The organism is Brevundimonas sp. 'scallop' (assembly GCF_011045535.1).
GTDB classification, from domain to species: Bacteria; Pseudomonadota; Alphaproteobacteria; order Caulobacterales; family Caulobacteraceae; genus Brevundimonas; species Brevundimonas vesicularis.
Map to the genome: position 1 here is coordinate 349,499 of NZ_CP039382.1, position 19,570 is coordinate 369,068.

Annotated in this window: 21 protein-coding genes; 10 read left to right on the plus strand and 11 right to left on the minus strand. The window is 66.5% G+C overall.

Annotated elements, in window-relative coordinates:
• Window positions 1-5: 5 nt before the first annotated feature.
• The 5 genes from E4341_RS01720 to hemE form a co-directional block, all read right to left on the minus strand.
• Window positions 6-230, minus strand: a complete 225-nt coding sequence (locus E4341_RS01720) for a DUF6489 family protein (RefSeq protein ID WP_165114692.1) — start codon at window positions 228-230, stop codon at window positions 6-8.
• A gap of 82 nt (window positions 231-312) precedes the next feature.
• Window positions 313-1,746, minus strand: a complete 1,434-nt coding sequence (gene rho / locus E4341_RS01725; protein WP_165114694.1) for a transcription termination factor Rho — start codon at window positions 1,744-1,746, stop codon at window positions 313-315.
• Between the two features lie 207 nt (window positions 1,747-1,953).
• Window positions 1,954-2,421, minus strand: coding sequence for a CopD family protein (locus tag E4341_RS01730; protein WP_165114696.1), 468 nt, complete (start codon window positions 2,419-2,421; stop codon window positions 1,954-1,956).
• Window positions 2,418-3,479 (minus strand): ferrochelatase, encoded by a 1,062-nt coding sequence (gene hemH / locus E4341_RS01735; RefSeq protein ID WP_165114698.1) that lies wholly within the window; start codon window positions 3,477-3,479, stop codon window positions 2,418-2,420. The genes E4341_RS01730 and hemH overlap by 4 nt, the downstream gene beginning before the upstream one ends.
• Entirely contained in the window at window positions 3,476-4,534 is a 1,059-nt protein-coding gene (gene hemE / locus E4341_RS01740) for a uroporphyrinogen decarboxylase (protein WP_165114700.1), read from the minus strand. Before hemE ends, hemH begins: the two co-directional genes overlap by 4 nt.
• A gap of 450 nt (window positions 4,535-4,984) precedes the next feature.
• Between hemE and E4341_RS01745 the strand changes: the two genes are divergently transcribed.
• The 5 genes from E4341_RS01745 to dnaQ are packed head-to-tail and all read left to right on the plus strand — an operon-like array spanning window position 4,985 to window position 8,689.
• Window positions 4,985-5,854, plus strand: coding sequence for a pyruvate, water dikinase regulatory protein (locus tag E4341_RS01745; RefSeq protein WP_165114702.1), 870 nt, complete (start codon window positions 4,985-4,987; stop codon window positions 5,852-5,854).
• A complete protein-coding gene (locus E4341_RS01750) occupies window positions 5,854-6,486 on the plus strand; it encodes a nucleoside triphosphate pyrophosphatase (RefSeq protein WP_165114704.1) in 633 nt (210 codons plus the stop codon). Before E4341_RS01745 ends, E4341_RS01750 begins: the two co-directional genes overlap by 1 nt.
• Complete coding sequence (locus tag E4341_RS01755) at window positions 6,483-7,313, plus strand: shikimate dehydrogenase (protein ID WP_165114706.1); 831 nt, start codon at window positions 6,483-6,485, stop codon at window positions 7,311-7,313. The genes E4341_RS01750 and E4341_RS01755 overlap by 4 nt, the downstream gene beginning before the upstream one ends.
• On the plus strand, window positions 7,310-7,942 hold the full coding sequence (coaE, locus tag E4341_RS01760; protein WP_165114708.1) for a dephospho-CoA kinase: 633 nt from the start codon (window positions 7,310-7,312) through the stop codon (window positions 7,940-7,942). The genes E4341_RS01755 and coaE overlap by 4 nt, the downstream gene beginning before the upstream one ends.
• Window positions 7,943-7,966: 24 nt before the next feature.
• Entirely contained in the window at window positions 7,967-8,689 is a 723-nt protein-coding gene (dnaQ, locus tag E4341_RS01765; protein ID WP_165114710.1) for a DNA polymerase III subunit epsilon, read from the plus strand.
• A gap of 68 nt (window positions 8,690-8,757) precedes the next feature.
• On the opposite strand, the gene dapB is transcribed toward dnaQ, so the two are convergent.
• The 3 genes from dapB to dnaK form a co-directional block, all read right to left on the minus strand.
• On the minus strand, window positions 8,758-9,507 hold the full coding sequence (gene dapB, locus E4341_RS01770) for a 4-hydroxy-tetrahydrodipicolinate reductase (RefSeq protein WP_066553577.1): 750 nt from the start codon (window positions 9,505-9,507) through the stop codon (window positions 8,758-8,760).
• Entirely contained in the window at window positions 9,504-10,706 is a 1,203-nt protein-coding gene (gene dnaJ / locus E4341_RS01775) for a molecular chaperone DnaJ (RefSeq protein WP_055755084.1), read from the minus strand. The genes dapB and dnaJ overlap by 4 nt, the downstream gene beginning before the upstream one ends.
• A 175-nt stretch (window positions 10,707-10,881) precedes the next feature.
• Window positions 10,882-12,789, minus strand: a complete 1,908-nt coding sequence (dnaK, locus tag E4341_RS01780) for a molecular chaperone DnaK (RefSeq protein WP_039246674.1) — start codon at window positions 12,787-12,789, stop codon at window positions 10,882-10,884.
• Between the two features lie 290 nt (window positions 12,790-13,079).
• On the opposite strand from dnaK, the gene E4341_RS01785 reads away from it, so the two are divergent.
• Genes E4341_RS01785 through E4341_RS01805 form a run of 5 tightly spaced genes read left to right on the plus strand, consistent with a single transcriptional unit; the run spans window position 13,080 to window position 16,289 of the window.
• Window positions 13,080-13,448, plus strand: a complete 369-nt coding sequence (locus E4341_RS01785; RefSeq protein WP_066553572.1) for a hypothetical protein — start codon at window positions 13,080-13,082, stop codon at window positions 13,446-13,448.
• Complete coding sequence (locus E4341_RS01790; RefSeq protein WP_165114712.1) at window positions 13,411-14,049, plus strand: alpha-ketoglutarate-dependent dioxygenase AlkB; 639 nt, start codon at window positions 13,411-13,413, stop codon at window positions 14,047-14,049. Before E4341_RS01785 ends, E4341_RS01790 begins: the two co-directional genes overlap by 38 nt.
• A 43-nt stretch (window positions 14,050-14,092) precedes the next feature.
• The gene (locus E4341_RS01795) at window positions 14,093-14,851 is read left to right on the plus strand and encodes a dienelactone hydrolase family protein (RefSeq protein ID WP_240893596.1); all 759 of its coding nucleotides are present in this window, start codon (window positions 14,093-14,095) and stop codon (window positions 14,849-14,851) included.
• Window positions 14,852-14,908: 57 nt separating this feature from the next.
• Window positions 14,909-15,388 carry an Rrf2 family transcriptional regulator gene (locus E4341_RS01800; protein ID WP_165114714.1) on the plus strand — a complete coding sequence of 160 codons (480 nt, stop codon included), beginning with the start codon at window positions 14,909-14,911 and terminating at the stop codon, window positions 15,386-15,388.
• Window positions 15,366-16,289 (plus strand): NAD(P)/FAD-dependent oxidoreductase, encoded by a 924-nt coding sequence (locus E4341_RS01805; RefSeq protein WP_240893597.1) that lies wholly within the window; start codon window positions 15,366-15,368, stop codon window positions 16,287-16,289. Before E4341_RS01800 ends, E4341_RS01805 begins: the two co-directional genes overlap by 23 nt.
• A 14-nt stretch (window positions 16,290-16,303) precedes the next feature.
• Here the strand turns inward: E4341_RS01805 and E4341_RS01810 are convergent, their stop codons facing one another.
• From E4341_RS01810 to murJ, 3 genes are all read right to left on the minus strand, one after another.
• Window positions 16,304-16,768 (minus strand): OsmC family protein, encoded by a 465-nt coding sequence (locus E4341_RS01810; protein WP_165114716.1) that lies wholly within the window; start codon window positions 16,766-16,768, stop codon window positions 16,304-16,306.
• Window positions 16,768-17,823, minus strand: coding sequence for a tryptophan--tRNA ligase (gene trpS, locus E4341_RS01815; protein ID WP_165114718.1), 1,056 nt, complete (start codon window positions 17,821-17,823; stop codon window positions 16,768-16,770). Before trpS ends, E4341_RS01810 begins: the two co-directional genes overlap by 1 nt.
• 125 nt (window positions 17,824-17,948) lie before the next feature.
• Entirely contained in the window at window positions 17,949-19,544 is a 1,596-nt protein-coding gene (gene murJ / locus E4341_RS01820; protein WP_165114720.1) for a murein biosynthesis integral membrane protein MurJ, read from the minus strand.
• Between the last annotated feature and the right edge of the window lie 26 nt (window positions 19,545-19,570).

Here is a 19,570-nt window from a genome sequence, read left to right on the forward strand (position 1 = left end):
GATGCTCACTTTACCGCCGCTTCCATCAGGCGTCGGAATTGGTCCTGAGCCTGCAGGCCGAAGCTGGTCCAGGTCTTCATCAACTCCTCGGGCTGCATCGCGGCGACATTGGCCTCCATCCGCTTCTGCATCTCCGCGACCATGGCCTCGTTCAGCGGCGTCACGTCCGGCAGACCGAGGAATGCGCGCGCCTCCGCCGGCGTGCAATCGACTACCACATTGACCTTCATCGCACGGTCTCCTGTTTCACGTGAAACGCCATTTCTACCCTAACGCCACGCGCGCGGCGCGTGGCTGCTTGAGGACGACGGATCAGGTGTTCATCGACTGGAAGAAGTCCGAGTTGTTCTTGGACTGACGCAGCTTGTCGAGCAGGAACTCGATCGCGTCCTGCGGACCCATCGGATTCAGGATGCGGCGCAGGACATAGGTCTTGGCCAATTGATCCTTCGGCGTGATCAGGTCTTCCTTGCGGGTGCCGGACTTCAGCACGTCGATGGCGGGGAAGATGCGCTTGTCTGCGACCTTGCGGTCCAGCACGATTTCCGAGTTGCCGGTGCCCTTGAACTCTTCGAAGATCACCTCGTCCATCCGGCTGCCGGTGTCGATCAGGGCCGTGGCGATGATGGTCAGCGAACCGCCCTGCTCCACATTACGCGCGGCGCCGAAGAAGCGCTTAGGCCGTTGCAGGGCGTTGGCGTCCACACCGCCCGTCAGCACCTTGCCCGACGAGGGGACGGTGGCGTTGTACGCTCGGCCCAGACGCGTGATGGAGTCCAGCAGGATCACCACATCCTTCTTGTGTTCGACCAAACGCTTGGCCTTTTCGATCACCATTTCGGCGACGGCGACGTGGCGGGTGGCGGGCTCGTCGAAGGTCGAGGCGACGACCTCACCCTTCACCGTGCGCTGCATGTCGGTCACTTCTTCGGGGCGTTCGTCGATCAGCAGGACGATCAGGAAGACTTCCGGGTGGTTGCGTTCGATCGATTTGGCGATGTTCTGCAGCATCACTGTCTTACCGACGCGCGGCGGCGCCACGATCAGGCAGCGTTGGCCCTTGCCCAAGGGCGCGACGATATCGATGACCCGACCCGACCGATCCTTCAGCGTCGGATCCTGGATTTCCATGTGCAGTCGCTCTTCGGGATAGAGCGGCGTCAGGTTGTCGAACAGGACCTTGGTCTTGACCGCTTCGGGGTCTTCGAGATTGATCGTATCGACCTTGAGCAGGGCGAAGTAGCGTTCGCCTTCGCGCGGCGCCCGCACGGCCCCATGGACGGTGTCGCCCGAGCGCAGGCCGAAGCGGCGGATCTGCGACGGCGAGACATAGACGTCGTCCGGACCCGGCAGATAGTTGGCGTCCGAGCTGCGCAGGAAGCCGAAGCCGTCCGGCAGGATTTCCAGTACGCCGTCGGCGATGATCTCGACTTCTTCGTCAGCGAGGGCCTTCAGGATGGCGAACAGCAGATCCTGTTTGCGCAGGTTCGAGGCGTTCTCGACCTCCAGCTGTTCAGCGAAGGCGACCAGGTCGGCCGGGGTCTTCTCGTTCAGTTCGGCGAGCGTGATTCGGCCGTTGGCGACGACGGGATCACCGTCCTCTTCGTCATCCGCCGTCGTGTCCACGCCGGAATCGGCGCCCGCCGCCTCGCCCGCTTCATGCGCCGCGCCGTGATGGGTGGGGGCTTCAACCTCCACACCTTCGTTCTCGGGGGTCTCGGGATTGGTGTCGCGGACGTCGGTCATGATGCAGGCTCGCGGGCGCACACGGCCAGACGGCTGCGGCGCGGGTCTCTGAAAATGTCTGGCCGGAAGGCCGAAGGGAGGTGCGACGGGCTCCCGCTGGCTCCAAGGCCTGCAGGCGTCACGAAAGAGAGGGACCGCCGACGCAACACGCCAAACGGTTCACCGCCAGCGGAACCACAGGCGGCGGGTCAGGTCAAGCGGAGCCGCTTACCGGAACGTCCACTCCGTCGTCACCGACAGCACCATGATGATCGCCAGAACGAAGGGCACTTCGTTCGTCATGCGCCAGAACTTGCCTGAATACTTCGACGTGCCGGCGGCGATCTTCTTTCTTTGGGCCGCCAGGAAGCCGTGCCAGCCGCTGAGCAGGAAGACACCCGCCAGCTTGGCGACCATCCACGGCTCGCCCAGGAAGGCGGCGCCGCGCGCCGAGACGTCGATGTGGATCAGCCACAGGCCGAACACCCAGGCTAGGATCATCGCCGGGTTCAGGATGATGCGCAGCAGCCGCGTCTGCCACAGGCGCAACAGGATCTGCATTTCGCTTTTCAGCGGTTCAGGCTTGGCGTTCTGCTCGGCGTCATAGGCGTAGAGCCGAGGCAGGAACAGGAGGCCCGCCATCCAGGCGATCACCGCCAGAATGTGCAGTCCGCGTGCGAGATCGTAGGTGTTCATGCCGCCTGCCTTCCCTTGCGATGCGGACAGGCCTTCCAATCCGCCTTGCACCCCTGGCCGAACGGGGCGACGCCCTTATGCGACAATGCGCTCACGGCTGCGTCGGCCAAGGCGTCGATGAACATCGGCTCGATCCCGACCGCCGGCGCCCGCAAATAGGGACTGGCCCCTTTTTCGTGGGCCAGTTCGCCGTATTCGATATCCAACTCGACCAAGGTCTCGATATGCTCCGAGACGAAGGCGATGGGCGTGACAACCACGCCGACGCCATCTTTGGCCGCGGCTTCAATGGCCTCGGGCGTTGACGGGCCCAGCCATTTCATCGGCCCGACCCGGCTTTGGTAGCAGATGGCGTGGTCGATTGGCCCGCGCTGCGCCGCGATGGCGGCGACGACGGCGGCGACGGTCGTCTCGATCTGCTCCTGGTAGGGATCGCCCTTGCCGGTCACCAGCTTCTCGGGGATGCCGTGGGCGGAGAACAGCACCCGCACCGGCTGACCAACCGCCTCGTCCAGCTTCTCGCCGATCGCCTGGGCCTGGGCCTCAACCCAGCCTGTCGCGGCCGGATAGCAGCAGACGGCGCGGCTGACGCCCGGACCGGCATAGGCGGCGTTCCAAGCCTTCAGCGAGGATTCCGTCGTCGTGGTCGAAAACTGCGGATAGAGCGGCAGCAGGACGACTTCGTCGGGTCCGAAGGCGGCGACCTCGGCCGCCGTCTCTTCGGTCAACGGATGCCAGTAACGCATGGCGATGAAGACCTTGACCTCATCGCCGCCCAGCCGCGCGCCAAGCACCGCCTGCAAAGCCTCGGCCTGACGACGGGTTTCGGGCAGCAGCGGCGATCCCCCGCCCATCAGGGCGTAGTTGGCCTGGGCGCTGGTTTCGCGCCGGCTGGAGATCAGTTTGGCCAGAGGCGTGCGGAAGATCCCCGGAAGGCCGATGATGGCCGGATCGTTGAACAGGTTGAACAGGAACGGCTTGACCGAAGCCTGATCGTCCGGCCCGCCCAGATTGAACAGCACCACCGCAATGCGGCGGCCGGGGTTCGCCTCGCTCATTGGGCGCCGATCCGTCTCAGAACCTGTTCGACATGGTCGATCGGCACGTCCGGCAGGATGCCGTGGCCGAGGTTGAACAGCCAAGGCCCCTGCCCCCAGGCCTCCATCAGCTGATCGACGCGTCGGTCCAGCAAATCCCCGCCCGCGCGCAGCAACAGCGGGTCGAGCGCCCCCTGGATCGGCTTGATCTGTTGCACCCGTTTGCCGACCTCGAGCGGGCAGGCGGTGTCCAGGGCGACGGCGTCGACCTCGACCGCCTCGGCATACTTCTCTGCGAGCGCCGCAGAGCCCCGTGGGAAGCCGATCAGGGGTACAGTGACACCCAGCTCCCGCGTGCGCTTCACCAGCGCCTGGTGGGGCTTCAGGACCAATCTTTCGAACAGATCATCCGGCAGACCCTCCGCCCAGCTCTCGAAGATCTTCAGAACCTGGGCGCCGGCGTCGGCCTGCATCTTCAGATATCGGGCCGTGGCCTCGACCAGAACCTCCAGCGTCTCGTCGACGCGCTCGGGATCGGCATAGGCGTAGGTGCGGGCCTGGGCGCGCTCGCCCTTGCCGATGCTGCGCGCCTGGCCGTCCAGCATATAGGTCGCCACGGTCCAGGGCGCGCCGGCGAAGCCGATCAGGGCCCGTTCCGGCTCCAGGGCCGCGCGCACGATCGACAGGGTCTCACCTACCGCCGACAGATGCTCGCCCGCCGCCGGGGCGAGCTCGGCCATCCGACCCGGGATCGGCATTTCGCCCAGGCGGGGCCCCTCCCCCGTCTCAAACCAGACGTCCTGGCCCAAGGCGCGCGGGATCAGCAAAATGTCGGCGAAGACGATCGCCGCATCGAAGCCGAACCGGCGCATGGGCTGAAGCGTCGCCTCGGCGGCCATTTCGGGGTTCAGACAGAAGGCGATGAAGTCGGGCGCCTCGGCCCTCAGCTTGCGATATTCCGGCAGATACCGACCGGCCTGGCGCATGAACCACACCGGCGGACGCTCCAACGTCTCCCCGCGGATAGCCCGGAGCACCAAGGGTGTCGGATCGGCAGTCTGGGTCTGATCGGTCATCCCGGAGGATTAAGGTCACAGCCCCCCGCTCTCAATCCCTAATCAGATTAAGAATTAAAAGATTCGAAGTGGCAGGTAGGGCGGTGGAATGGCGGGGATGACTCGATCGGAGGCGGCGGAACAAAAGCGGATATCCACGCCTGGCGTGTCGTTAACGGGGATGTCGAAACGGCTGATCCCGCCAGTGGACAATCCCTAACGAAACCTTAACGGGCAAGGGTTTGCGGGGACTTGCGGCTGTGAACGCGTTTAAGCGCCGTTAACCTTTCATTAGGATTTTCCACAGCGGTTGGAAATTCGGTTTTCCGCCTTGGGATGATCCGGCGGCCGACGACCAACGCGATCCACCATCATCCCCGCTCGCGGGCGGATCGATCAGCGGCTAAGAAAAACGGCGCCCCGACGGTCCAACGCCGTCCCCCAACTTTCAACAGGGAGACAGACAGTCTTATGAGCCCTGCGAGACCCTCGGGACCGGCCCGTCTGGCCACCTATTTCCACGTTCACCTGGTGTCGGACTCCACCGGCGAGACCTTGAACGCCATGGCCAAGGCGGTGACCGCACGCTTCGACGGCGTTATTCCGATCGAGCACATCTATTCGCTGGTCCGGTCCGAAAAGCAGATGGAGCGGGTGCTGCAGGAAGTTGAATCCGCGCCGGGCGTCGTTCTCCACACCCTGGTCGACCGCGATCTGCGCGAGCAGCTGGAAGAAGGCTGCCGTCGCCTGGACATGCCCCAGATCGGCGCGCTGGATCCGCTGGTCGGGGCCATGTCGCGCTATCTCGGCGCGGCCCTGTCCACCCGCGTCGGCGCCCAGCACGCGCTGGACCACGACTATTTCAACCGGATCGCGGCGCTGGACTTCGCCATGGCCTACGACGACGGCCAAGGCTCTCTGGATCAGCTGGAGGGCGCCGACGTCGTTCTGTGCGGGGTCAGCCGGACATCCAAGACCCCCACCTGCATCTATCTGGCCCACCGGGGCATCCGGGCGGCCAACGTGCCTCTGGTGCCGGGCCAGGAGGACGGCGAGCGGCTGACCAAGCTGAAGAACCCCTTGGTGATCGGCCTGACCGTGTCGCCCGATCGGCTGGTTCAGATCCGGCGCAACCGCATCGACAATCTGAACGCCAGCCAGTCGTCGAACTACACCGATCAGGACGCTGTGCGCGACGAGACGATCAAGGCGCGCCGCGCTTTCGAGCGGCGCGGCTGGCCCACCATCGACGTGACCCGCCGTTCGGTGGAAGAGACGGCGGCGGCGATCACCAATCTTCTGAGCGAGCATCGCAACCACAAGATCGGGACGACCTGGTGATGAGCGTTTCTGTTGCGCTATCGCCCTCCGGGCTGCTTGAGCGCGGAACCCTGATCCTGGCGTCCAAGAGCGCGGCCCGGCGCGCCATGCTGGAAAACGCCGGCGTCGCCTTCGAGGTGCGCGTCGCCGATGTGGACGAGGACGCCATCAAGACCGTCTCGACCGATCTGGACGCCGCCGCCCTCGCCGTTCGTCTTGCGGAAGCCAAGGCCCTGGCCGTCTCGCGCGACGACGAGACCGCCTGGGTGTTGGGCTCGGATCAGACCCTGGCCTTCGACGGCGGCCTGGTCTCCAAGGCCAGGTCTCTGGATGCGGCGCGCGAGCGGCTGAAAGCTATGCGTGGCAAGTCGCACCAGCTGCATTCCGGCGCAGCATTGGCGACCAAGGGCCAGATCGTCTGGTCCGGCGTCGATACGGTTCAGATGCGGATGCGCGATTTCTCGGACGCCTTCCTCGACGCCTATCTGGCGGCCGAGGGCGAGGCCCTGCTGTCCTGCGTCGGTTCCTACCGGCTTGAGGGGCTGGGCTCGCAGCTGTTCGAGGCGGTGGACGGCGACTATTTCACGGTGCTGGGCCTGCCGCTCTGGCCGGTGCTGAAAGAATTGCGTCGGGCGGGGGTGATCGCGGCATGAGCACGCACCGCATAACCGGGGCCGCCATGGTCGCCGGGATCGCCGGAAATCCTGTCGCCCATTCGCTCAGCCCGGTCATTCACAACGCTTGGCTGGCGGCGGGCGACATCGACGGCGCCTATGTCCCCTTCGCCCCTGCCGATGCGGCCGGTTTCGAGGCGCTGGTCGCGGCGGGGCGTGCGGGTCTGATCATGGGGCTGAACGTCACCGCCCCGTTCAAGGAACAGGCCTTCGCCTTGGCGGATCAGGCGACGGGGGCGGCCCGGCTGACGTCCTCGGCCAATATCCTGCAGTTCGAAAACGGCCGGGTGCTGGCCGACAGTTCCGACGGGATCGGCCTGATCCGCGGCCTGAACGAACAGGCGGCGGACCTGGACGTGGGAGGGCGACCTGTGGTGATGCTGGGCGCCGGCGGCGCCGCCCGTGCAGGCTGCGGCGCCTTGGTCGAGGCGGGCGCCGAGGTGCGGATCGTCAACCGTTCGCCCGAACGCGCCGAGGCCCTGGCCGCTGATCTTGGACCCTCGGTTCGGGTCATGGCGGACGGCGACGCCTTCGACGGCGCGGCCCTGGTCATCAATGCGCTCAGCGTCCCGCCGACCATTGACTTCGACCGGATCGCGCCCGGCACGGTGGTGATGGACATGACCTACAAGCCGCTGTCCACGCCGTTCCTGACGGCAGCGCGCGAACGCGGCCTGCCGACGGTGGATGGATTGGCCATGTTGATCGGCCAGGCGGCGCCGTCGTTCGAATCCCTGTTCCGCCGCGCGCCGCCGCCTCTCGATCTTCGCGCCCTGTTGATGAAACATCTGTGCGAGACGGCATGATCCTGCTCGGTCTCACCGGCTCCATCGGCATGGGCAAGTCGACGACGACGGCCATGTTCGCCGATTTGGGGGCCGTCGTTTGGAACGCCGACGACACGGTTCACCGCCTCTACGCGCGCGGCGGTGAGGCGGTCGGTCCTGTGGGCGAAGCCTTTCCCGGCGTCGTCGTGGACGGCGCGGTCGATCGCACGCGTCTGGCTGAGGCGCTTGGGAAAGACGAGACCGCCTTTCGGCGTCTGGAGGCCATCGTCCACCCCTTGGTCGCCCAGGGGCGCGCGGCCGATCTGGAGGCGGCGCGCACAGCGGGTGTGAAACTGGCGGTTCTGGACATCCCCCTGCTGTTCGAGACGGGCGGAGACAGGGCTGTCGACGCCGTTGTCGTGGTCACCGCCGATCCGGCCATCCAGGCGGAGCGGGTCCTGGCTCGTCCCGGCATGACCCGCGAACGGTTCGACGTCATCCTGGCGCGCCAGATGCCGGACGCCGAAAAGCGCGCGCGCGCCGATTTCGTCATCGACACCGGCCGGGGTTTGGAGGCCGCGCGGGCCGAGGTCGAGGCGATCGTCGCCGCCGTTCTGGACCCGTCGTGGATATCTCCCCGGCGCGGCGCGGCGAGCCTTTCGCGCTGAGGCGAATGCCGCCATTAAGGGCGAATGGCGCGCGAGATCGTTCTGGATACGGAAACCACCGGCTTCGACCCCAAGACGGGCGACCGGCTGATCGAGGTCGGCTGTATCGAGATCCAGGATCTGTTGCCGACGGGGCGGACCTTCCATCGGTTCGTCAATCCCGAGCGGCTGATCCCGCCCGACGCCATCCGGGTTCACGGCATCACCGACGAAAAGGTCAAGGATGCGCCCAAGTTCGCCGAGATCGCCGACGAGCTGATCGAATTCATAGGCGATGCGCAGATGATCGCCCACAACGCCGCCTTCGACCGTAACTTCATCGACTTCGAATATGCGCGGTGCGGCCGGCCGATCACCGGCGAGGCGCGCTGGATCGATACGCTGAAACTGGCCCAGACCCGGTTTCCGGGCATGCCCAACTCGCTGGACGCCCTGTGCAAACGCTATAAGGTGTCGCTGGTCGAGCGGACGCTGCACGGCGCCCTGATCGACGCCCGTCTGCTGGCCGAGGTTTATCTGGAGCTTCGCGGCGGCAAGGAACGGGTGCTGGACCTGTCCTCCGCGCCGGTCGGTCGTGGTCCTGGCGGCGTCATCGAAACCGCCGCCTACGGCCAGCGTCCCCGCCCCTTGGCGCCGCGCTCCACGCCCGAGGAACAGGCCGCCCACGTCGCCTTCCTCGCCAAGGCGCTGAAGGACCGCTCACTATGGGACGCCTACGGCCTGCCGGCGCAGGAAGACGCGGCTTAGTGTCTTTTTAGCGCTCAAGTCGTGAGCGACCGCGTCGCGAACATAGCGCGGCGCGCAGCGCCCCAGGCTTAAGCCTGCCGGAAGCCCAACACGTCCTGCATGTCATAGAGACCGGGGCCCCGCGTCCGCACCCAGGCGGCGGCGGCCACCGCGCCCTTGGCGAACAGCGACCGATCGATCGCCGAGTGGCTCAGGGTCAGCACCTCGTCTTCCGATGCGAACAGCACGGTATGCTCGCCGATGATGCCGCCGGCGCGGATGGAGGAAAAACCGATCTTGCCGCTCTCGCGCTCGCCCTGCACGCCGTCATAGGGTTTGGAGCGCAGGTCATCCAGATCCGCGAACCGCCCCTCGGCGGCGGCTTCGCCCAGCATCAAGGCCGTGCCCGAGGGTGAATCGACCTTGCGGCGGTGGTGGGCCTCGGTGATCTCGATGTCCCAATCCTGGGCGTCCAGACGTTGGGCCGCGTGCTGGACCAGGCCGATCAGGATGTTCACGCCCAGGGAGAAGTTGCCGCTTTTGACGATGGCGACCTTCTCGGCGGCCTTCATCAGGTCGGCCTCCTGCTCGTCCGTGAAGCCGGTCGAACCGATCACCAAGGCCGGGCCGCCGCGCTCGGCCGCGCTTTGGGCCAGGGCCACCGAGGCGGCCGGGGTCGAGAAGTCGATGATCACGTCGCACAGCGACAGGTCGGCGGTTTCGCCCCAATCGAAGCGGGCGGCGACCACCACGTCTTCGCGGGCATCCAGAACCTGAGAGACCGCACGCCCCATCCGGCCGCGATAGCCGGAAATGCCGGCGTGGAAGATTGCGCTCAAACCGCGTTCTCTTTCGACCCGTCCGCGTCCTGACTGCCCAGGATGTCGGCCCAGAAACGCTTCGCCTTTCCGGCAAAGCTGGAATTCCTGGGGTTCTGCCCCTCCCCGAACGACAGGGCAAGCTCTTCCAGCAACTCACGCTGGCGCGCGGTCAGATCGGTGGGCGTCTCGACGAACAGTTCGACCACCAGATCGCCCCGGTTGCGGCCGTTCAGATGGGGCATGCCCTTGCCCTTGATGCGTACGGTCTTGCCGGTCTGGGCGCCGGCCGGCACGGCGACCGAGGCCTTGCACTTGCCGTCGCAGGCCGTTGAGACCAGGCAAGGGGCGTCGATCTCGCCGCCCAGGGCCGCCACCGTCATCGGCACGGGCACGGTGACCAGCAGGTCCAGGTTGTCGCGCTCGAACAGGTCGTGCGGCGTGACCGAGATGAAGACGTATAGATCGCCGCGCGGTCCGCCGCGCTGGCCCGCATCGCCCTCGCCCGACAGACGGATGCGCGAACCGTCGTCCACGCCGGCGGGGATTTTCAGGTTCAGGGTGCGGGTTTTGCGCACCTGGCCATGCCCGTGGCAGGTGGTGCAGGGATCGGCGATCATCTGACCCTGGCCGTGGCAACGGGGGCAGGTGCGCTCGACTTGGAAGAAGCCGTTCGCTTGGCGCACGCGACCGGCGCCCTGGCAGGTGGTGCAGGTGACAGGCTTGGTGCCCGGCTTGGCCCCCGACCCCTCGCAGGTGTCGCAGGTCATGGTCGAGGGGATGTCGATCTCGACGTCCTCGCCCTTGTAGGCCTGCTCCAGGGTGATCTCCAGATCGTAGCGCAGGTCTGAGCCCCGGCGCGGTCCGCCCTGCTGGCCCCGGCCCTGGCGTCCGCCGAACGCGTCCCCGAACGCATCGCCAAAGACCTGGGAGAAGATGTCATTGATGTCCGAGAAGCCCTGGCCGCCCTGGCCGAAGGGATTGCCGCCCCCGCCGCCGTTCACGCCCGCATGGCCGTAACGATCATAGGCCGCGCGCTTGTTGTCATCCGACAGCACCGTATAGGCCTCGGACAACTCCTTGAACTTGGCCATCGACTCTTCCGAGCCGCCGTTGCGGTCCGGGTGGTGGATCATGGCCAGCTTGCGGTAGGCGGCTTTTAGGCCGGGGGCGTCGATCGTGCGTTCGACACCCAGAACTTCGTAATAATCACGCGCCATCGGGCGTTCGTCCTCATACTTCCCCGTTCGCTTTCGCCTCGCCTCTTATCGAGCGTTGGTCGAAATCGATGTCCCGGCTGACATGGGGTCCGGGACCAATGATGCAAGTTTCATGAAAAGGCCCCGCCTATCGCAAGACAAGCGGGGCCGTATCATTTCAGCGACCTGTGACGGATCAGGCGCTCTTCTTGTCGTCGCCGTCCGTGTCAGACACTTCCTCGAACTCGGCGTCGACCACGCCGTCGTCGGCCGGCTGGCCTTCGGCGGCGGCGTCGCCCTGCTGCTGGGCGTACATGGCCTCACCCAGCTTCATCGAGGCCTGGACCAGGGTGTTGGTCTTGGCGCGGATGTCTTCCGGGTCCGTGCCTTCGCGCGCGGTCTTCAGCTCGGCCAGGCCGGTCTCGATAGCCGTCTTCTCGTCCGCGCCGACCTTGTCGCCGTGTTCGGCCAGGGCCTTCTCGGTCGAGTGGATCAGGCTGTCGGCGGCGTTCTGCGCCTCGACCAGATCCTTCTTGGCCTTGTCGGTCGCGGCGTTGGCTTCGGCTTCCTTGACCATCTTGTCGATGTCGGCGTCCGACAGGCCGCCGTTCGCCTGGATGCGGATCGACTGCTCCTTGTTGGTCGCCTTGTCCTTGGCCGAGACGTTGACGATGCCGTTGGCGTCGATGTCGAAGGCGACCTCGATCTGCGGCATGCCGCGCGGTGCGGGCGGAATGCCCATCAGGTCGAACTGACCCAGCATCTTGTTGTCCGACGCCATCGGACGCTCGCCCTGGAAGACCCGGATCGTCACGGCCGACTGGTTGTCGTCGGCGGTCGAGAAGGTCTGGCTCTTCTTGGTCGGGATCGTCGTGTTGCGCTCGATCAGGGGTGTGAAGACGCCGCCCAGGGTTTCGATGCCCAAGGTCAGCGGCGTCACGTCCAGCAGCAGCACGTCCTTGACGTCGCCTTGCAGAACCCCGGCCTGAACGGCGGCGCCCAGGGCCACGACTTCGTCAGGGTTCACGCCCTTGTGCGGTTCCTTGCCGAAGAAGGCCTTCACGGCTTCCACGACCTTGGGCATGCGGGTCATGCCGCCGACCAGAACCACTTCGTCGATGTCCGAGGCCTTCAGGCCGGCGTCCGCCAGAGCCTTCTTGCACGGCTCGATCGTGCGTTGGACCAGATCCTCGACCAGGCTTTCCAGCTTGGCGCGCGTCAGTTTGATGTTCAGGTGCAGCGGACCCGAGGCGTTCATGGTGATGAACGGCAGGTTGACCTCGTACTGGGTCGTGGTCGACAGCTCCTTCTTGGCCTTTTCGGCCTCTTCCTTCAGGCGCTGCAGGGCCAGCTTGTCCTGGCGCAGGTCGACCGACTGCTCCTTCTTGAACTCGTCGGCCAGGTAGTCGACCAGACGCAGGTCGAAGTCCTCGCCGCCCAGGAAGGTGTCGCCGTTGGTCGACTTCACCTCGAACACGCCGTCGCCGATCTCCAGGATCGAGACGTCGAAGGTGCCGCCGCCCAGGTCATAGACGGCGATCTTCTGGCCGTCGTTCTTTTCCAGACCATAGGCCAGGGCCGCCGCGGTCGGCTCGTTGATGATGCGCAGCACTTCCAGGCCGGCGATCTTGCCGGCGTCCTTGGTCGCCTGACGCTGGCTGTCGTTGAAGTAGGCCGGCACGGTGATCACGGCCTGGGTGACCTTGTCGCCCAGATAGGCCTCGGCCGCTTCCTTCATCTTGGTCAGGGTGAAGGCCGAAATCTGCTGCGGGGAATAGTCCTTGCCGAAGGCGCGCACCCAAGCGTCGCCATTCGGGCCCTTGACGATCTCATAGGGCACCATGCCCTTGTCCTTGGCGACGACGGGATCATCGAAGTTGCGGCCGATCAGGCGCTTGATGGCGAAGAAGGTGTTGGACGGGTTGGTGACGGCCTGGCGCTTGGCGGGTTGGCCCACCAGCACTTCCGCGCCGTCCTGGATCGCCACGACCGACGGGGTCGTGCGGTTGCCCTCGGCGTTTTCGATCACCTTCGGCGTCTTGCCGTCCATGACGGCGACGCACGAGTTGGTGGTGCCCAGGTCAATGCCGATAATCTTGGCCATGTGTTCTTCAGTCTCTCTGGTTCGGCGGGCGATGCGGCGGCCTTCGACGAAGCGCCGCGCGTGACCGCCCCCGGTTGGGTTGGCGTGGATCAGGCTGGATAGCCCCAAGTTTCGCGGGGTTTCTCCGAAGCTGGCCCCGATATGGGAAAATCCCCCTGGCCCGCAAGGGCGTTATGCGATTCAACCCTTTCGAAGAACGCTGAAATTCGAAGATGCGGAGACAGCGATCGTCGGGCATAAGATTTCCCATCGCGCTCTGGGGACCGCGATGAAGGAAGGGACAGGAAACAATGATCAAGATCATGCTCAAGGCCGCCGTCGCCGCCGCCGTTCTGATCGGCTCTGCGGCGGCCGCCGCGCCGCCTGCTGGGGCGCCGGCCATCCAGTCGCGTGACGGCTATGATCGGCACGTCACCATCAAGAACCGCACCGGCTGGACCATGTTGCGCTTCTACGCGTCGGATTCACGCAGCGACGACTGGGAAGAGGACATCCTGGGCTCGGACGTTCTGGAAAGCGGGCAGGATGTGCGCATCAACATCGATGACGGCTCGGGCGCCTGCATCTATGACTTCAAGGCCGAGTTCACCAACGGTCAGGAGCTGACGCGGTCGCGCATCAATGTCTGTGAGGTCAGCGAATACACCTACACCCGTTGAGGTGAAGACCGCCGTCGAGGGCTTCCGGCTCTGGCCGGGGGCGCTCGATGCAGCGGCGCAGGCCGATCTGATCGGGGAGGTGTTCGCCCGGCTGGATGATGCGCCCCTCTATCGGCCGACCACGCCGGGCGGTCGGCCGTTCTCGGTTCAGATGAGCAACTTCGGGCCGCTGGGGTGGGTCTCTGACCGGGGCGGCTATCGCTATCAGTCGACCCATCCCGAGACCAGGCAACCCTGGCCCGCGATCCCGACTATGCTGCTCGACCTGTGGGACGCCACGGTCGCTTGGCCCACGCTGCCGGACGCCTGTCTGGTCAATCTGTATCGCGATGCGGCCAAGATGGGCCTGCACCAGGACAAGGACGAGGCCGACCTCGGCGCGCCCGTCCTGTCGGTCTCGCTGGGAGACACGGCGACGTTCCGCATCGGCGCGGCGGAGGGCGGACGCACCACGACGCTGAGGCTGGACAGCGGCGATGTCTGCGCCCTGACCGGACCCGCGCGCCTGGCCCGTCACGGCGTCGACCGCGTGCTGGCCGGATCGTCGCGCCTGATCCCCGGCGGCGGCCGGCTGAACTTGACGCTGCGCTGCGCTGGCTGAGCACCGGATTTTTGGACTGGCTTTCGCCGACAAGCTGCGGCGTATGTCGGAGATGGATGATCTGAAGCGCCGTTGGGCCCGGCTGGAGCCCCACATCACCGTCGTGGGCCCGGACGACGACCGGCCCCGGCCGGCGGTGCTGTTGTTCCACGGCTGCGGAGGTCTGCGCGATCACCTGCCCCGCTATGCCGAGGTCGCCAAGGCGGCGGGCTGGCGCGCCTTCATCGTCGATTCCTACGGCCCGCGCGGCTGGGGCCGGGCCTTCACCCTGGCGGCGGTCTGCACGGGCTTGTCGTTCCGGGGCTATGAGCGGGTGGGCGACGTGCTGGCGGCGATCCGGGGCGTTTCGGCCCGCCCTGATGTCGATGCGACAAAGCTGGCCCTGGCCGGCTGGAGCCACGGCGGCTGGTCGATCATGGAGATGATGAGCGGCGCGCCGACGCCCGGCGCCTTTGGCGTGATCGATCCCGCCGAGGCCGACCTGTCCGGCGTCAAGGCGGTTTGGCTGGCCTATCCCTATATCGGCCCGTTCGCCTTCAACCGGTTGAAGCCTTGGCGGCATTGCCCGCGCGTCCTGGCCGTCACCTGCAAGCGCGACCACCTGACCACCGTCCGCAACGCCGAACAGGTCAACGCCATGATCCGCAACTGCGGCTCCGAGGTCGAAAGCTGGATCGCCGGGGGCACTCACGCCTTCGACGAACCGACCAACAACGGCCCCATGCGCCACGACCCGGAACTGACGACCGAGGCCCTGCGCCGCTTCGGCGCCTTCCTGACCGACGCCGTGCCACACAGCTGAAAAGAAAACTGACCCGCGCTCTTGACGGGCGATCCATCACGTAACAATTGCGGTTACATGAAAAGGGATTCTCGTCTGTCCAACATTCTCCACGCTCTGCTGCACATGGCCGAGCATGAGACACGCACCGGCTCGCCGATGACCTCGGACCAGTTGGCGGTCTGCCTTTCGACCAATCCCGTGGTGGTGCGCCGAACAATGGCCGGCCTGCGCGAGCAGGAATTGGTGGCGTCGGAAAAGGGACATGGCGGCGGCTGGCGTCTGTCGCGACCGCTGGATCAGGTCACCCTGGGCCAGGTGAACGCGGCCCTCGGCGGCGCGGATCTGTTTCCGGCCGCTCCGCCTATCGAGGCCGACGGCTGCCTGGTCGAGGCGGCGGTCAATGACGCCCTCGCCGAGACCTACGCCGCCGCCCGCGCCCTGCTGATCGCGCGCCTGAACGACATAACCTTGGCCGATCTGGCGGCGGATTTCTCGCGCCGCATGGCCGAACATCCCAAGAAAGACCTCCTGCATGCCCACGCTCGAAAGTCCTGACGACATGCCGCACGACGCCCTGATCATCGGCGGCTCCTATGCCGGCTTATCCGCAGCCATGCAGCTGGTCCGCGCGCGCCGCCGCGTTCTGGTCATCGACGACGGCCGGCCGCGCAATCGGTTCGCCGCCCGCGCCCATGGCGTCCTGACAAATGACGGAAAGCCCGGCGCTGAGATCACGGCGTCGGCTCGAGCCCAGGTCGCGGCCTATCCGACCGCCGCCTTCCGCATGGCGGAGGCGGTCGAGGTCGAACGGATCGATGGCGGTTTCTCGGTCGCCTTCGCTGACGGCACACGGACACGCGGCCGCCGGCTGCTGCTGTCGCACGGGGTCGAGGACGTGCTGGTCGATATCCCGGGGGTGAAGGAACGCTGGGGCCGCACCGCCCTGCACTGTCCGTGGTGCCACGGCTATGAGATCGGCGGCGGCCCCATCGGCGTGCTCGGGCGCGGCAATCACGCGGTCCCGTATGCGGCGACGGTCGCCGAATGGGGCCAGGTCACCCTGTTCATGGATCTCGACGTGAGCCTGTCGCCCGAAGACGCCCATCTGCTGGAGCGACGCGGGGTCACCATCGAGGCCACGTCCATCGCGCGGCTTGAGGGCGAGGCACCGGGCCTGAGTGGCGCGCGGCTGACCGACGGACGGTTCGTCGAGCTGAAGGCCATGTTCGTCGGCGCCAATGTGCGCGTCGCCAGCCCTTTCGCCGAGCGGCTGGGCTGCGAGATGACCGACACCCCGATGGGGCGAGTGATCAAGGTGGACGCCATGCAGCAGACGACCCAGCCGGGCGTCTTCGCCGCCGGCGATCTGGCGCGCGCCGCGTCCAACATCACCCTGGCGACCTCGGACGGCATGATCGCCGCCCACGCTCTGTTCCGGTCCTTGGTTGAGGAATAGACGGCGGTCGCCGCCTAGCCGATCGTCGCCTCTACCGTGATGGTCGCGCGGACCGAATGGGCCATTTCGCAATGGTCGTGGGCCTGGTGGTGCAGGGCGTCGATCTCGGCCTGATCGGGCTCGCGGCCGGTGAAGCTGGTGAAGGGGCGCAGCGTCACCTCGGCGAGGTAGCGCTTGCCATTATCGTCCTTGCCCATCTTTCCCGACGCCTCGTCGACATAGGTGTCGACCACCAGGCCGGCGTTGGCGGCGAAGGCGAGGAACCACAGCATGTGGCAGCTGGACAGAGAGGCGATCATCGCTTCTTCCGGATCGACGCCGGCCGGATCGGACATCGGCACGGGCACGCTGGAGGGCGCCGACGACCCCGGCACCACCGCTCCGCCGTCGAAGCTCCAGGAATGGGCGCGGCTGTAGCCTTTGTCCAGGAAGGGCTGGTCGCCGCGGTTCCAGACGACCTTGGCTTCATAGACCCCCATTACGCCCTCCAGAAGCCGACGATCTTCTTGACCTCGTCCACCACAGGATCAGCGACCTCGGCGGCGCGTTCGGCGCCGGCCTTCAGCACACGGTCGATCTCGGCCGGATCGTCCATCAGACGGCGCATCTCGGCCGTCACGGGCGCCAGCGACGACACCGCTAGGTCCGCCAGCGCCGGCTTGAAGGCGCCGAAGCCCTGGCCGCCAAACTGTGCGATCACCTGTTCGCGGGTCAGGCCCGCCAACGCCGCATAGATGGCGACCAGATTCTTGGCCTCGGGCCGTTCGTTCAGGCCCTCCAGGGTTTCCGGCAACGGCTCGGAATCGGTCTTGGCCTTCTTGATCTTGGAGGCGATCGTGTCGGCGTCGTCGGTCAGGTTGATGCGGCTGTTGTCGGACGGATCCGACTTGGACATTTTGGCCGCCCCGTCGCGCAGGGACATGACGCGGGTCGCCGGTCCCTGGATGATCGGCTCAGGCACGGGGAAGAAGCCGGGAACGCCGAAGTCGTTGTTGAACTTGGCGGCGATGTCGCGGGTCAGCTCCAGATGCTGCTTCTGGTCCTCGCCGACCGGCACTTCGGTCGCCTTGTACAGCAGGATGTCGGCCGCCTGGAGCACGGGATAGGTATAGAGACCGACCGAGGAGCGTTCCTTGTGCTTGCCCGACTTCTCCTTGAACTGGGTCATCCGGTCGAGCCAGCCGAGGCGGGCGACGCAGTTGAAGATCCAGGCCAGTTCCGCATGGGCGCGTACGGCCGACTGCGGGAAGATGATCGCCTTTTCCGGATCCAGGCCCGAGGCGAGATAGGCGGCGGCGATCTCGCGCGTCTGGGCGGTCAGTTTGGCGGGATCCTGCCACACGGTGATGGCGTGCATGTCGGCGACGAAGACATAGACCGGCGCGCCCTGGTCCTGCAGTTCCACGAACCGCTTCAAGGCGCCGAGGTAGTTGCCCAGGTGCAGCGCGCCTGAGGCCTGGATGCCGGACAGGATGCGGCGCGGGCCGTCATAGTTAGGGACGGGGGTCGCAACGTCCGGGGTCTGGTCGGTCATGGGATCGGGTCTCGGAAGGTCGAAAGGCAGGCGTGGCGAGGCAGGCGGCGGTTCAGCCGCGCCATCGCAGGTCATGGATCAGGCCCGAGGTCGTCATGGCCTCGCGCTTATCGGTTCGCCGCCTGTCAGTCCAGACCGGAGACCGCGCCGCCGCCGGGCTCGCGCTTCAGCGTGGCCTTCAGTTCGGAGATGGTGACGGCCCGGAACGCCAGCAGGCAGAAGCCGTAAAGCCCGGCCCCGGCGCCGCAGACCACCAGGACGGCGATCTCCTTGGCCAAGAACAGGCGGCTAAGCTGCGGATAGAAGACGTCGGCGGCGAACAGCAGGGCGGCCATCATGGCGCTGGCGGCGATCACGCGGGCGATGCGCGACAAAAAGGCCGGCGACGGCCGCCAGCTGTTCTCGCGGATCAGGACCCCGCCCAACAGGGCGACATTGACCCAGGCCGAGGTGCTGGTGGCGATGGCCAGGCCCAGCACTCCGTCCCAGCCCTGACGGCGGAACCAGAAGAACAGGGCCGAGCCCAGGATGACGGTGATGACCACGCTGGCCACGGCGAAGATCATCGGACGGCGCGTGTCCTGGCGCGCGAAGAAGGGCGGGGTCAGAACCTTGGCCAGGACGAAGGCCGGCACGCCCCAGGCGAACTGACGCAAAACGTCGGCGGTGCGGGCGGCGTCGGCCGAGGTGAAGGCGCCCCGCGTCACCGTCGCGTCGATGATGAAGAAGGGAATGACGAACAAGGCCACCGCCGCCGGCAGGGTGAAGGCCATGGCCAGGTTGATGCCGTCGTCCAGCGTCTTCTGCCCGCCCTCGTGATCGCCGTCGACGAAGGCCTTGGTCAGGCGCGGCACCAAGGCCAGGCCGATGGCGACCCCCACCAGGCCCAGCGGCAGTTGATACAGCCGGTCGGCGTTATACAGCACCGAGCGCGCGCCCTCGTCGGAGCCGGTCAGGAACTGCGACACTAGAGAGCTGATCTGAAGCGCCCCGCCCGCCAGGGCGCCGGGCACGGCCAGCGCCAGGGTGTGACGCACATTCGGCGTGATACGCGGCAGGCCGATCTTCAGCCGAACGCCCAGACGCCGCACGCCCCACCACAAGAGACCGGCCTGGATCAGGCCCGAAACCGTCACCGCCGCCGTCACCATCAGCAGCACCGTTTCTTGCGGGATCGGCAAGATCAGCGGCGGCATCAGGGCGGCCAGGGTGCACAGGTTCAGGAACACCGGCACGGCCGCCGACAGGGCGAACCGACCGCCGGTGTTCAACACGCCCGACAGCAGCGAGGCCACGGTCATACAGGCCAGGTAGGGCATGGCCAGTTGGGTTGCGATCACGGCGGCGCGCAGCACCTCGGGCTGACCCTGATACGCCGACAGCAGCCACGGCATGATCCACGGCATCACGACCTGCAGCAGGATGCAGAAGCCGGCGACGACCGCCAGCATGAAGCTGAGCGCCTCGGACGCCGTGACGGCGGCCGCTTCCTCGCCCTCGCGCGCCCGAACCCCGCCATAGACCGGCACGAAGGCCTGGGCGAAGGCGCCCTCGGCGAACAGGCGGCGGAACATGTTGGGCAGCATCAACGCCGTGGTGAAGGCGTCCATCATCGGCCCCTGGCCGAAGCGCGCCGCCAGCGCCATGTCGCGCACGAAGCCGAGAATTCGACTGCCCAGCGTCAGGGTCGACTGCACCAGGGTGTTTCGGGCGAGGCTCATGCGGACATTCGACAGGGCGCGGAGGA